Genomic DNA, 13,286 nt, shown 5'->3' with positions numbered 1-13,286 from the left:
TTACTTTGAGTAAACCTCATTCACTTCTTTCGATACCTCTGCCCAATCATACTTTTCCACTTCTTCTAAACCATGCTTGGCAAGGGAATTGCGTTTGTCTGTTGAAATTAATTTTTCGATGCATGAGACAAATTGGTCTAAGTCACCTGGTTCCGCAAAACCCTCCATCATCTGATCAGTAATCACATTCTTATATCCCGAGTTGGCATAGCCGGCAATTGGAGTTCCTACAGCCATTGATTCCAATAGTACAATGCCGAAACTCTCCCCATAAAGCGCAGGAGCAAGATAGATTTCAGATTCTTTTAATAACCGATATTTGGTTTTTTCATCAACAAAACCCAATAGCTCGACATCTTCTAAAGAGTGGTTGGCTATGTACTGTTCCACTTCCGCTCTTCCATCCCCATCTCCCGCAATGATTAGCTTCATTTTAGGATATCGCTTCTTCAGCTGATGAAAAGCTTGAAGTGCATGCATCACACCTTTCCTTGGCTCCAGTCTTCCCATAAAGAACATCTGAAAGAAATCGTCTTTCCGATCACTCTTTTTTGGCGCAAGGGTTGCGATTTCATCCAGATCTATCCCATTGGGGATGATATGAATGTGACGTTTCGAAAACCTTGAGATATACCCAGACTGACTTTTTGAAACAGAAATGATTTGATCCAGAAAAGTGAAAATGCCCCGTGCTACAGTAGGCATAATCCAATCACCTACAAACTCACTCTTTGGCGTATCATGAAAAGTTGCGATCTGCTTTGTTTTTGAGTGTTTCAGCACCTGAAAAGGAAGCAAGGGGTTCCAAATGGTATGGTAGTGAATAATGTCAAAAGCTTCTTCTTTGAGGAAAGATTTGAGTGACTTTTTTTCATCCCCCAATGCGACGTTAACGTCTATCTTCGTGCCACCAACATTAACTGATCTATTGCGGCCAAAAAAGTGAACGTTTTTTTCTTCAACCAAATTGGCATTAATATTGGGAGCAATGATCTTTACATGATGTCCTATCATTGCAAGGTGTTTGGACAAACTGACAATATGTGACTTTACACCACCAGGTCTTGAAAAATCATATGGACATACAAGAGCAATTTTCATTCAGTTCAATCTTTCGGGGTTGGTTCAGGGTTTCGATTCTATTGGTTTTACTTTTTGCTTCAGTCGAATCTGGAGCTCAAAATAAATCATATCCTTTTAAACCCGGAGAGAAACTTACCTATAACATGAAGTTTGGCTGGTTTAACATAGGGGAAGCTATTTTATGGCTAGATCCTGATTTTCAATATCCGGGAGATAACGGTAAGCCTCATTATAAAGTGCAATTCACGGTAACGACTGCAAGCTGGTTTCGTGTGTTTTCCAAGTTAAGCGTCTGCATGGAATCACTAATAGAAGCAGACCAGCTCCAACCTTTCAGGTCTGATCGGGACATGGAAGGCAAAGGGTCAATCGATATTCGCCATGATTACTTTTCGTATGCAGACTCAGTTTCCGTAAGTGCATATATTGAAGATTTAGATGAATGGCGATATCATAGGTTCGAATCCGGAAATGTTCCGATTAGGGACGCATTAAGCACATACATGTGGTTGCGAAGCAGGGATAAGTCTCAGTTTGTAAATACAGTGGAAATCAGGACTTTTTTTTCAAACGATCTGTATGAATTCAGGATGCTTCCAGGAAAAAGCACCACCCATAAATACGACGGGAGAAGGGTAAGAGCATTGGAGTTTGGATTGGATTTTCCGGAAGGAGAGTATTTTGAATCAGGAAAGACTGGCCGAGTAATCATGAGCGATGATCGAAACAGGCTTCCACTTAGGTTGGAGATTGATATGACCGTTGGATCGTTCATTTTTGATTTGGATAAAGTAGAATACATGAATTCACGGATAGCCCGTTAATTTTGCGTAAAAATCTCGCATTGGGACAATCTGAAATTTTGTTGGGTTCAAAGGCCTTCATGGAAAGGCTGGAGAAAGTTGCTGGAGAAGCAAAAGACTCCTTGCATGCGCAAGCGATGACCTTTGAAGGTGATGCTGCAGGTAGGTGGTTGATTGATATAATGAAGGCAAGCCCTGCGAAAGACAAAAGACTGTTGATTGATAGTTATTCCAAAGTAGTGATCAATGATCACTTCATAAAATCATTTAAATACTTATTGGATTCAGCATTTCGGAATGAAGTGAAAGAGACATCTAAATTAATTAAGGAAGCAAAAAAAGCTGGAATAGAGGTTAAATTCACAAACCCTATTGGTTTGCTGGGACAAAAATATCCGTTGCGAAACCATAAAAAAATGGTTGTAGTCGATGCGGAAATAAGCTTTTTAGGAGGGATCAATTTTAGTGATCATAATTTTGAGTGGCATGATATGATGGTAGAGCTTCATGATAAGAAGTTAGGAGATCACCTTGTTTCAGACTTTCATTCTACGTGGAATGAGGTCAATCAATCCACCTCCGTAAAAACAGATGAGGGAACTCTTTTTCTTTTTAATGGAGAGAAAAGCAAAACACTGTATGAAAATTTTTTTGAGCATATACGATCCGCAAAAAAATCTGTACAAATCATCTCTCCTTATATTTCTGAACCACTCTTAGGGGTTTTGCGAAAAGTAGCTGCCAATGGAGTGGAGATAACAGTAGTATCTCCACAGGAAAATAATAAGTCAATTTTCAAAAACATCATTTTATCAGAACAGCGAAAAGGATATTTCAAGCTGAAAGAATACCCTGGAATGTCCCATATGAAAGCAATTTTGATAGATGATCAAAAGTTAATTTTTGGAAGCAGCAATTATGACCTTGTGAGCTATTATTTTGAACAGGAAGTTGTTTTTGTTTCGAATGACCAACATTTGGTTCAAGATTTCAAGACGAAGGTGATGACTGAAGTAAGAGAAGTTTCGAATGACGATGAATTTTCACCTTTGCAGACTAAGAAGGCGTCCATAACGATGAATCTTCTTGATAAAGTAGGTGGATTTGCATCAAGAACTTTTTTACGCCCCCATTAGTTAAATTTGCAAGAGATATGGAGCAACAAGATTTTACCTGGAGCGAAGAAAAAGAACCTCATTTTCAAAGAAGGAAAGTGATCATGGAATCTCACCCTGAAGTGAAGAAGTTGTTCGGGAATGATCCATCACTGATATTCAAAACACTTTTTGTGTCTGCTTTACAGCTTTCGATCCCAATATTTTTCCTGCCTGATAACCCATGGATTTTTGCCTTAGTTATGATACTGGTAGGTACGACACTAACTCACATTATCGTTTTGGCAGTGCATGAGATTACTCATGATCTTGCATTCAAAAAGAAGCCACTGAATAATTGGTTAGCAATAGTAGTTAACCTGCCTCTTGTGGTCCCTTTTGCCATGGCATTTAAGGCGTATCATGCAAAACATCACTGGCACCAAGGCAAGGAAGGGGTGGATACAGATTTGGCTGTTAGTTGGGAAGCTCGAGTCTTTAGAGGGCCGATTGGAAAATTTATTTGGTTAATCATTCAAATTCCTGTCTATGCGATTAGACCAATCTTTGTGCATCCTTTGGTTCCAGACAAATGGCAGATCATCAATGCAATCTTTCAGATAAGCGGAATGGTGGGATTCTTTTATTTGGCGGGGTGGTCAGGGCTCTTGTATCTCGGATTGTCTACGGCTTTGGCGACAGGATTACATCCAATATCTGGTCACTTCGTAGCTGAGCATTTCATTTACAAAGAAGGACAAGAAACCTATTCATATTACGGATGGTGGAATAAGTTCATTTGGAATGTTGGATACCACAATGAGCATCATGATTTCCCTACTATACCGGGCTCAAAACTTCCTGAACTAAAGAAGATTGCCGGCGAACACTACGATGATCTGTATGCGCACAAGAGTTATGCTAAGGTCATCTGGCAATTTTTATTCGATAATAAGATTTCGTTATTCTCACGAGTAAAGCGTAATATTTAGAAATGCTCGGATACTTAAAAAGAAGGTATCGAAAACATCTGGATGAGGTACTTTCTACCATCAAACTTATTGATATAGAAGAGCGCTTCGATATCTACTTCAGTAGATTTTACGGGTTATATTTCGCCAAGGTGGCTAAATGGTTAAGATTGACTCCCACCAATGTATCGCTGATTAGTTTACTGGTAGGTGTAATAGGTGGAGGACTCCTTTACTTTCAAGATCGAGTTGAAATAGTACTTCTGGGCGGATTTTTAGTTGTCTGGGCAGGAGTTTTGGACAGTGCTGATGGCCAACTTGCGCGAATGACGGGGCAGTCTTCAGACATGGGCAGAGTCATTGACGGACTCATTGACAACTTGGTGTTTATTGCTTGCTATGTAGGCGGAACACTTTACTTTGTGCAAGCGTATGGTTGGTGGATTTTCATATTAACGGCGGCTACAGGCTATGCGCATAGCTACAAGGCTGCTCTCTATGAGTTTTATAAGTCAGAGTATCTGTTGCTGGCTGGAAAGTCACAGGCGGGATATATCCCCCTTTCTGTCAGCGAAATAAAGCCAACAGGGGATAAATGGTATCATAAAATAATTGACGGAATAAATCGTGATTATACAGGCAAGCAGATTCGATTTACCTCCCGTACTGCTGAAATGCGACAAAACATGCGAGACCTATCCTCTTCCAAACCGGAAGAGTTTAACATTCTCTACAAGAAGTTGAATTTTGAACTGCTGTTTTGGTGGGCCTGGCTTGGCGGCAGTAATACCCACCGGAATGCAGCGATACTTTTTGCAATCTTCGGACGTTTCGACCTATTTCTGGCTTTAAGCCTTCTATGGACAATAGGATACTGGCCTCTGGTACGAATACAGAGGAAGTATGATCAAAAATTGCTAAAGGAATTGACCAACTAGCTAGGCAGTCTTTTGCAAAACTACATTGATTGAATCCTGAACTGTGTTCATTTCTCCAATCACGTCATCATCAATCATGATGTCGAATTTATCTTCAATATCTAACACGATATCTACGATATGTGCTGAGTTGATCATCAAATCATTGATAAGGTGCTTATCCTCTGAAACTTCATTTTCCATGATATCCTCAGGTAAATAAGGTTTAATGATATTAATAAGATCGGTTTTTACAGTTTCTCTTGTCATCTCTCTTTGTATTTCCTTAAAACGAGCGCGCAATTTAAGTCACCAAAACCAAAATTGGCCTTGATTACAGTGTTTACTTCCTTGCTTTGGCAACTCGTAGGAATACAACCCCCAAAAATTTCTGATAAAATTTCAGGATGAATGTTTTCAACATTCAAATTCGCATGAACAAAGTCTTTACTCAGCTGCAACACGCTAGCAATCAGCTCAACGGAACCTGCTCCAGCCACTGCATGACCTATCATTGATTTTGGGGTATTGATAAGCGGAAAATCTTTGCCGGATCTCCCCAAAGCTTTCACCCAATTTCTTATTTCCGCAGGATCGCCTTTAGTAGAAGTAAGGTGTCCATTGATCAGGTCGATCTCATCAGGTGTAATGCCGGCCGAACTCATCGCGCGTGTAATGCAATCAACCACTGCTTCAGGGTTTGCTGCTGTCATAGTGCCACCGCTGCGTTGACCTCCGGAATTCACATGACCGCCTAAAATTTCACCGTAAATTTTCGCCCCCCTTGCTTTCGCGCTTTCTAAAGTTTCTAGGACCAAAGCACCGGAACCCCCCGAAGGGACAAATCCAGATGATGAATCGCTCATTGGTCTTGATCCGAATTCAGGATTTTCATTCGAATTTGAACAAAGAACCCGCATGGCATCAAATGCTGCCCAGATATATCTACCGTCTCCTTCGGTACTGCCGCAAATCATGCGATCTGCTTTGCCTTCGGATAAGTATTCATATCCCATAAGAACGGCTTCTGACCCTGTGATGCAGGCAGATGAATTGGATTGAACCCGATTGCCAACCCCAAGAATTGAATTAAGATAAGCAGCAGCTCCACTATTCATGCATTCAGAGATCGTTCTAGATCCTAACTTCCTGCTTTCACCATTATCGATTGGATATGAAGGGAATGGTCTATTGATGAAGCTATCAAAGCTTAAATCGCCGGCACCAAAAATCATTCCGGCGTTGAAATCCCTTTTTTCGGTATTAAAATCTAGTCCTGCATCTTTCCAAGCCTCAACACCTGAAAGCATAGCATACAAGATGCCTTTGTTGGTTATTTTTTCTGCCAGCAATCGAGGTAGATGGTCACCTAAATTAATAGATGAAAGATCTGGGGCACCACCGATTTGGCACTTGAGATTGATTTTGTCTAACTCTTCCCAATGTTTAATTCCCGATTTGCCTTCTCGCAGAGCCTTTTCATAGTTATCAACTCCAATAGCATTCGCAGCTACTACCCCCAATCCGGTTATTACAACTCTATGTTTTTCCAAAATTTAAGCTTCTGATTTGACCACCATCCCTGCTAACTCACCTTTCGCCACAACAGTTCCATCTTCTTTTTTGCAGGTAACAGTACATTTTAACTTTCCGAAGCGAAAATAGACTTTTTTTGACTCAACAATAAGTTTGTCTTCTGGGATAACTTTAGAAAGAAAATCAACATTGGCGCTTGTAAAGGCTGGAAGTACTTTCGAATGCTCATCCAACTTCATTAAGTGCATGGCCAAAGTGACAAGCCCAATTTGACACATTATTTCAGTTAAAATGACACCCGGAACCACAGGATTGCCGGGAAAATGACCGGCTAAAAAAGGTTCATCATTTCGTATGGTATAGCTTCCGATTGCCCCGTCGTCTGTTAGGGACTCGATATTGTCGACGAATAAAAAAGGACGTTCGTAGGGAAGAAGACGCAATATGTTTTCAAAAGAACTCATATCAAATGTTCACCCCCATCTACGTGAATAATGGATCCATTAATCCAGTTGGCTTCCGGTTGTGACAATAGAAAAATTGTATTGGCTACATCTTCCGGAGTGGTCAGGCGCTTGTAGGGATTTCGCTGTTTGGATTCTTGAATTAGTTTATCTGATCCCGGAATGAGTCGAAGTGAAGGGGTATCGGTAACTCCAGCTTGAATTATATTAACCGTAATGCCTTTTGGAGCCAACTCAATGGCCAGGTACTTGGATAGTGTTTCCAAGGTGGATTTTGCTAAGGCAACTGCTCCATATCCTTCCCAAAATTTATCATTTCCTTCGGAGGTAAGCGTCAAAATTTTACTTCCATGGGAGATCAATTCGTTGTCCAAAAGCCCGTCAACCCAATGCTTAAGGTTAGTTCCCATTGCCTCAATGGTCAAGGCAAGATCCTGAGCTGAGAGCTTCGGGCCATCTGAAATAAACGGCTTCAGGTTCCCTCTGGAAACCGCATGAAGTACTGTATTAAAGGAAGGAGCGCCGGATTCTTTAATTGTATGCAGACATTCTGCAATTTTCTCAGGATTGGTAGCGTCAATGTTGTAGCTGGAAATGGAAATGTTGAAATTTTTGGAGAGGTCTTCGTTGATTTCTTCAAGATCCATGACTCCTTGCTTTCGATCTCTATGGATGATTGTGATGTGGCAGCCATGTGAGGCTAGTTTCTTTACAGCAGCTAGACCGATACCACTTGACCCACCAATTATTAGTGCATGCATGCCATTCATTTCCATGTTGTGAAACTACTAAACTCAGCCTAAAAATGTTTGATGAAACAGCTTCGCTTTATTTTTCCAACGTCAATGTCAAACTCGCTCCAGGTATTTAGTACATTTTTGTTGCTCTCAAGCATCGGACCTGATGCCATGTATTTGATCCCTTTAGCTTCATAAATCTTCTGCAGATAATCGTAGATGAGTGCATGAATGCCTAGTTTTTGATATTCAGGTTTCACACCTATTAGGAAAAGATCTGCCAAATCATTGAAGTAGAATGACTTGAGCACATGAATAAAACCAAATGGGAACAAAGATCCTTTCGCTTTTTGAAAGGCTTTTGATAAAGAAGGGAGCGTTAGTGCAAAACCCACAACTTCATCAGTTTCATTGACAATGATACAGACGAACTCTTTTCGGATGAATCCGAAATATTGCTCCACGTAATAGTCTATTTGTTTTGGAGTAAGTGGATAGTAGCCATAGAGGTCTGAGTATGCATTGTTTAATACTTCAAAAACTCCTGGAGCATATTTTAATATCTCCTTTGTGTTTTTAAATTCTTTGACTTTGACCTTGAAGCGTTCTTCGATGATTCGAACAGCTCTGTTTACTTTCTCAGGATTTTTGGAGGGTGCCTTTCCTCTGAGTTCTACCCATGAGGCAGCGACATCCAAGCCCCATGCCTTGTAGTGCTCAATGTAGTACGAGTGATTATATATGGTTGCCTGGGTTGCTAGCTCATCGAAGCCTTCAACCAGAGCACCTTCAAAGTCCAAATCAGTGAAGCCCATAGGTCCATGAATGGCCTTTGCTCCTTTTGATTCAGCCCAGGCTTTAGCGGTCTCAAGGAGTAGTTTAGAAACCTCTTCATCGTCAATGAAATCAATCCACCCAAACCGTGCGAGCGATTTTTCCTTAAGCTCTTGTTCCAGGACAATTGCTGCAATTCTTCCAACAATTTCACCACCTTTTTGAGCAACCCAATATTTTGCTTCTGAATGATCGAATGCTGGGTTTTTGTCCTTGAGCAAGGTGCTCATTTCAAATTCGATCAGCGGAGTAACGTAGTTGGGATTTCCTTTGTAAAGCTTAAAAGGAAATTTGATGAATTGCTTTAGTTCTTTTTTGGAGACTATTTCCTTTATTTCTAGTGACATTAGATGAGGTTGTTTTTCTGGTAGTACTTCAATGCGTCTTCAAATCCGTCTTTTAAAGATATCTGAGGTTTGACAGAAGAGTGTCTTAGATCTGTGGTATGAAGATCCCAATGTTGAGAGATTTCATCAAACTTTTCCAAGGTAATTCCAGGACGCTTTTTGATGATTTTATGCCAAAGATCGGAGGATCCCATGGATAGTTTCGCCAGCCATTTAGGAAGAGGAAATTTCCTGACTTTTTTTCCAAAAAGTAGCTGGAAGATTTCAATAAAATCTTGATGAAGATAGGTGTTTCCGTCATTGTAATGCAGTATGCCAGGTGCTGATTGCATATCTTCAACAACCATTCTTGAAAGATCCCCAGCATGAATCATACTCATGCGCTGCTTGCTGTCAGTTACAGGATAGACTCCCATCTTTGCTCCTTTGAAAAGAGGTAAAAATGCTTCATCTCCAGCTCCGTAGATTGCTGTAGGACGTACAAGCAAATAGTCCGACATCTTTTCCTGGATGACTCTCTCGGCTTGTAGCTTACTATTGCCATAATGAGAGACCGGCCTATCAATCGTAGCAGGACCCTGTGCTGCATAAGATGAAGTGTAAACAAAGCGTCCTTTTGGCTTAAGTAAATTGGAGTTTTGGAGTGCTTCAGTTATTGCCGTAGTTACTCCCACATTGACATTGTAGTATTCTTCATTTTTCAAACTCACCGTCATTCCGGCATTGTGAATGAAGAAATCTAAATCGCCTATTTCATCTTTGAGCTCTGAAAATTGCTTTGAAAGATTTTCCCGGTAATTAACCTCATGTAAGGTCAGGTTTTGATCCGTAGGAAGAAGTGAAGTGTTTGCATTGGATCGAATAAAAGCATGAACCTCCATTTGTTGACGGAGGCATTCCTTTACTAAATAAGACCCTAGAAAACCATTGGCTCCAGTGATTGCAACTTTCAACTTAAGCCACTTCTGTTTGACGTTTTACATCGAGTTCGTTTGCTACCTTAAGTATCTTGTCAATAGCAATATCAATTTGTTCAATCGTGTGTGTTGCCATTAATGAGAATCTGATAAGGGTGTCTGTCGGAGCGACCGCTGGAGCTACTACTGGATTCACAAATACACCCTCTTCAAACAGGCGCATTGTCATCTTGTAGGCTTTCTCATTATCTCTGATGTAAATTGGAATAATGGGAGTTTCTGCGTGTCCTGTATCAAATCCAAGTTCTCTTAGGCGCTTTAGCGAATAGTTTGTGTTTTCCCAAAGTTTCAACCTTCTGGAATCATCGGATTGCATGATTTCCAGAGCTGCTATGGTAGCAGCAGTAGAAGAGGGAGTCATGCTTGCACTAAAGATCAATGATCGAGCAACGTGTCTGATGTACTGAATCGTCTCTTTATCACCAGCTACAAATCCTCCTAAAGAGGCTAAGGATTTACTAAATGTCCCACCAATGAGTTCAACATCATCTGATATCCCAAAATGATCGGGAGTTCCTCTACCATGATCGCCCAATACACCCACAGCGTGAGCACAATCACTCATCACTGAGGCATTGTATTTTTTTGCTAAAGCGACAATTTCTGGAAGCTTTGCAATATTACCTTCCATACTGAAAATCCCATCCACAGCGATAATTCTGTGATTTGCATCTTGCAGTTGAGATAATTTCTTTTCTAAAGCCTGCATATCATTGTGCCTAAACACAACCGAAGAGGCATCACTCAATTTTGCGCCCTCATAGAGGGAAGCGTGATTAAGCCTATCCAAAAGCAACACATCTCCTTGTTTGGCAATGGTTGGTAGCACCCCTAGGTTTACTTGAAATCCAGTACTAAAAACAAGTGCTTCTTCTTTATTGAGGAAATTGGCAAGCATGCTTTCTAGCTGCTCATGCATGTCTGTGGTGCCATTCAAAAACCTTGACCCAGAGCAGCTTGATCCATATTTACGAACAGCCGCTTCCGCTGCTTCAATCACCTTTGGGTGAGTGGTTAGTCCTAAATAACTATTAGAGCCAAACATGAGAACATCTTCTTTCCCATTGACTTTTACCTGAGTCTCCTGTTTAGACTGGAACGTTCGGAAAAATGCATAATATCCATTCTTTTTTGCATCTTCCGCAAGCTTGAAACTTGAAAATCGTTCTCTCAAAAATTTCCCCATTCCGCAAATTTAGTTATATCACTTGGAAACATTTTCGTAACATTGAGATTTGAATCGAATCCCAGGTCAATTTTGACACATTTGTAATAAAAAACTCCCAATTTGAATCTTGTAATATTAGCTGCTGGTAAAAATACCCGATTAGACACAGGCATTCCAAAAAGTCTGGTCACTTTAAATGACGAAACTTTAATGTCTCGCCATATCCGAATTTTTAAAAGCGTCGGTGTCAAAAAGTTTTGCATCATTAGTGGATACGGAGCTGAGAAACTTCAAGCAGCATTACCTGATCTTAAAAAAAGCCACGATGCTGATATAACTATTCTACACAACGAGAGGTTTGATTTAGAAAATGGTTTTTCTGTTTTTAGAGCAAAAGAATGGGTTGAAGAGCACGGAATGGGGGATTTTTTCCTGACCATGGGTGATCATGTATTTGATCCCCATTTTGTTGATGAGTTTGTGAAAAAGTCAGCAGGTCTCGATAAAACACTACAGTTAGCTGTTGACATGCCGGGGGAATCCAACAAGCACATAGACATTGATGATGTCACCAAAGTGCAGGTTGATGATGATGGATTCATTGATTCTATTGGAAAAGAAATCCCAACATTCAATAGGTACGACACTGGACTTTTTAGGTTGAAAGCAGAGGTGTTCGATGTATTTCAGAGATCTTTTGATCGTGAAGAATATACGATTTCAGAATCTGTATCTAAACTCATGGCTAGCCGTGAAGCCAAGTCAGTATTGGTAGAAGGGTACACCTGGAATGACGTGGACAATCCAGATGACCTTCAGAGTACCATTAATTTGATTGATCAGAAACTACTCTGATCAATCGTAATAATCCAATCCTAAGTTTGTAATCAAATCCTCACCTGCAAGGTGACGAAGTGTATTCTTAAGCTTCATGAGCTGGACAAATATGTCATGCTGTGGTTTGAGTCCCTTCAATGCTTGAGGGGATTTTAGGTAGAACGAAAGCCATTCTTGAATTCCTTTCATTTCAGACCTTTTAGCAAGATCAAGAAATAGCGCTAGATCAAGTACAAGTGGGGCAGCAAGAATGGAATCCTTGCAAAGGAAATCGACCTTGATCTGCATTTTGTATCCTAGCCAACCTTTGATGTCAATGTTGTCCCATCCTTCTTTATCATCTCCCCTAGGAGGGTAATAGTTGATTCTAACCTTATGATAAAGGTTTCCATAAAGCGTAGGATGTAGTTCAGGTTCAAGCACCTGCTCCAAAACGCCAAGTTTAGAAACTTCTTTTGTTTTGAAGTTATCCGGATCATCTAAAACCTCTCCATCTCTGTTTCCAAGGATATTGGTAGAGAACCAACCGTCAATGCCCAATGATCTTGCTTTAAGGCCTGGAGCAAGAATTGTTTTCATCAAAGTCTGACCTGTTTTAAAATCTTTTCCTGCGATCGGAGCGCCCGTTTGTTTGGCCAGCTCAACCAAGCAGTCCACATCGGAAGAGAGGTTAGGCGCACCATTTGCGTACGGAACCCCCATTTTGATCGCTGCATACGCATAGATCATACTTGGTGGAATATTTGGATCATTATTTCGAAGACCTTCTTCGAATTTCTCTATGGTTGAGTGAACGTCACTTTCCTCAATGTAAATCTCTGTAGAGCCACACCACACCATTACCACTCGTTCACAATTATTTTCTTTTTTGAAGTTCTCGATATCCTTCATGAGCATCTCGGCCAATTCCATTTTATCGGCACCTTGCTTTACGTGACTGCCATCAAGTCTCTTCACATAATTCTTGTCAAATACTGCTTTCATTGGTTTGATTTGCTCAAGCTCATCTTTGAGCGCATTTAGCAAATCCTTGTCCAACACTTGAGCGTGCATTGCAGCCTCGTATGCATTATCTTCAAAAAGATCCCAACCACCCAGAGCGACATCTTCAAGAGCAGCTAAAGGCACAAAATCTTTAATGAGTGGATTTCTATTTTCTGTGCGTTTCCCTAGACGGATAGTCCCCATTTGAGTAAGGGAACCAATGGGCTCGGAAAGCCCCTTTCTGATGCTTAGAACACCGGCCATGAATGTAGTGGCAACAGCCCCCATACCGGGTGTTAGAATTCCTAATTTGCCATTAGGCTTTTGGATCTTTGTATTTTCTGACATTGCAGTTTGTTTCTATTAAGTCTTTGTCGTAAAATTTTATAGTCATAATATTGGAAGCGTATCCCCAAAGAAGACATTTAAATTTTCCGCAAAATAAATTAATCCATACTGGATAAGCTCATCATTTTGATAATTTGATTTTGAAATCACTGTTTTTAGGCTCTTTTAGTAAATTGTTTCACGTTG

The 13,286-nt window shown here is 40.5% G+C and carries 14 protein-coding genes; 5 read left to right on the top strand and 9 right to left on the bottom strand.

What is annotated here, in order from left to right:
* A complete protein-coding gene (locus ABJF57_RS13375) occupies positions 1–1,101 on the bottom strand; it encodes a glycosyltransferase family 4 protein (protein WP_462229879.1) in 1,101 nt (366 codons plus the stop codon).
* On the opposite strand from ABJF57_RS13375, the gene ABJF57_RS13370 reads away from it, so the two are divergent.
* Genes ABJF57_RS13370 through ABJF57_RS13355 form a run of 4 tightly spaced genes read left to right on the top strand, consistent with a single transcriptional unit; the run spans position 1,077 to position 4,889 of the window.
* Entirely contained in the window at positions 1,077–1,907 is an 831-nt protein-coding gene (locus ABJF57_RS13370) for a DUF3108 domain-containing protein (RefSeq protein ID WP_462229877.1), read from the top strand. The genes ABJF57_RS13375 and ABJF57_RS13370 overlap by 25 nt on opposite strands.
* A 2-nt stretch (positions 1,908–1,909) precedes the next feature.
* On the top strand, positions 1,910–3,022 hold the full coding sequence (locus ABJF57_RS13365) for a phospholipase D-like domain-containing protein (protein WP_462229875.1): 1,113 nt from the start codon (positions 1,910–1,912) through the stop codon (positions 3,020–3,022).
* A 17-nt stretch (positions 3,023–3,039) separates the two neighbouring features.
* Complete coding sequence (locus tag ABJF57_RS13360) at positions 3,040–3,972, top strand: fatty acid desaturase (RefSeq protein WP_462229873.1); 933 nt, start codon at positions 3,040–3,042, stop codon at positions 3,970–3,972.
* A gap of 2 nt (positions 3,973–3,974) precedes the next feature.
* Positions 3,975–4,889, top strand: coding sequence for a CDP-alcohol phosphatidyltransferase family protein (locus ABJF57_RS13355; protein WP_462229871.1), 915 nt, complete (start codon positions 3,975–3,977; stop codon positions 4,887–4,889).
* On the opposite strand, the gene ABJF57_RS13350 is transcribed toward ABJF57_RS13355, so the two are convergent.
* Genes ABJF57_RS13350 through ABJF57_RS13320 form a run of 7 tightly spaced genes read right to left on the bottom strand, consistent with a single transcriptional unit; the run spans position 4,890 to position 10,949 of the window.
* A complete protein-coding gene (locus ABJF57_RS13350) occupies positions 4,890–5,138 on the bottom strand; it encodes an acyl carrier protein (RefSeq protein WP_462229869.1) in 249 nt (82 codons plus the stop codon).
* Entirely contained in the window at positions 5,135–6,421 is a 1,287-nt protein-coding gene (locus tag ABJF57_RS13345; protein WP_462229867.1) for a beta-ketoacyl-[acyl-carrier-protein] synthase family protein, read from the bottom strand. Before ABJF57_RS13345 ends, ABJF57_RS13350 begins: the two co-directional genes overlap by 4 nt.
* A 3-nt stretch (positions 6,422–6,424) precedes the next feature.
* Positions 6,425–6,868 (bottom strand): 3-hydroxyacyl-ACP dehydratase FabZ family protein, encoded by a 444-nt coding sequence (locus tag ABJF57_RS13340; protein ID WP_462229865.1) that lies wholly within the window; start codon positions 6,866–6,868, stop codon positions 6,425–6,427.
* Positions 6,865–7,629, bottom strand: a complete 765-nt coding sequence (locus ABJF57_RS13335; RefSeq protein ID WP_462229863.1) for an SDR family oxidoreductase — start codon at positions 7,627–7,629, stop codon at positions 6,865–6,867. Before ABJF57_RS13335 ends, ABJF57_RS13340 begins: the two co-directional genes overlap by 4 nt.
* A 38-nt stretch (positions 7,630–7,667) precedes the next feature.
* Entirely contained in the window at positions 7,668–8,786 is a 1,119-nt protein-coding gene (locus tag ABJF57_RS13330; protein WP_462229862.1) for a hypothetical protein, read from the bottom strand.
* Positions 8,786–9,739: an NAD-dependent epimerase/dehydratase family protein gene (locus ABJF57_RS13325; protein WP_462229860.1), complete on the bottom strand. Its 954-nt coding sequence runs from the start codon at positions 9,737–9,739 to the stop codon at positions 8,786–8,788. Before ABJF57_RS13325 ends, ABJF57_RS13330 begins: the two co-directional genes overlap by 1 nt.
* A 1-nt stretch (position 9,740) precedes the next feature.
* Positions 9,741–10,949 carry an aminotransferase class I/II-fold pyridoxal phosphate-dependent enzyme gene (locus tag ABJF57_RS13320; protein ID WP_462229858.1) on the bottom strand — a complete coding sequence of 403 codons (1,209 nt, stop codon included), beginning with the start codon at positions 10,947–10,949 and terminating at the stop codon, positions 9,741–9,743.
* 102 nt (positions 10,950–11,051) lie between these two features.
* Here ABJF57_RS13320 and ABJF57_RS13315 point away from each other — a divergent pair, with 102 nt between their 5' ends.
* Positions 11,052–11,786, top strand: coding sequence for a phosphocholine cytidylyltransferase family protein (locus ABJF57_RS13315; RefSeq protein WP_462229856.1), 735 nt, complete (start codon positions 11,052–11,054; stop codon positions 11,784–11,786).
* On the opposite strand, the gene ABJF57_RS13310 is transcribed toward ABJF57_RS13315, so the two are convergent.
* Positions 11,787–13,100 (bottom strand): inositol-3-phosphate synthase, encoded by a 1,314-nt coding sequence (locus ABJF57_RS13310; RefSeq protein WP_462229854.1) that lies wholly within the window; start codon positions 13,098–13,100, stop codon positions 11,787–11,789.
* Between the last annotated feature and the right edge of the window lie 186 nt (positions 13,101–13,286).

It is taken from the genome of Ekhidna sp. (assembly GCF_039940915.1).
Taxonomy (GTDB): domain Bacteria; phylum Bacteroidota; class Bacteroidia; order Cytophagales; family Cyclobacteriaceae; genus Ekhidna.
Note: the sequence above shows the minus strand (reverse complement) of the source record. Positions and strands in the feature narration are given on the sequence as shown.

Coding starts and splice junctions, on each gene's coding strand:
- ABJF57_RS13370 (WP_462229877.1), top strand. CDS start 1,077: ATGGACATACAAGAGCAATTTTCATTCAGTTCAATCTTTCGGGGTTGG.
- ABJF57_RS13375 (WP_462229879.1), bottom strand. CDS start 1,101: ATGAAAATTGCTCTTGTATGTCCATATGATTTTTCAAGACCTGGTGGT.
- ABJF57_RS13360 (WP_462229873.1), top strand. CDS start 3,040: ATGGAGCAACAAGATTTTACCTGGAGCGAAGAAAAAGAACCTCATTTT.
- ABJF57_RS13355 (WP_462229871.1), top strand. CDS start 3,975: ATGCTCGGATACTTAAAAAGAAGGTATCGAAAACATCTGGATGAGGTA.
- ABJF57_RS13350 (WP_462229869.1), bottom strand. CDS start 5,138: ATGACAAGAGAAACTGTAAAAACCGATCTTATTAATATCATTAAACCT.
- ABJF57_RS13340 (WP_462229865.1), bottom strand. CDS start 6,868: ATGAGTTCTTTTGAAAACATATTGCGTCTTCTTCCCTACGAACGTCCT.
- ABJF57_RS13335 (WP_462229863.1), bottom strand. CDS start 7,629: ATGCATGCACTAATAATTGGTGGGTCAAGTGGTATCGGTCTAGCTGCT.
- ABJF57_RS13330 (WP_462229862.1), bottom strand. CDS start 8,786: ATGTCACTAGAAATAAAGGAAATAGTCTCCAAAAAAGAACTAAAGCAA.
- ABJF57_RS13320 (WP_462229858.1), bottom strand. CDS start 10,949: ATGGGGAAATTTTTGAGAGAACGATTTTCAAGTTTCAAGCTTGCGGAA.
- ABJF57_RS13310 (WP_462229854.1), bottom strand. CDS start 13,100: ATGTCAGAAAATACAAAGATCCAAAAGCCTAATGGCAAATTAGGAATT.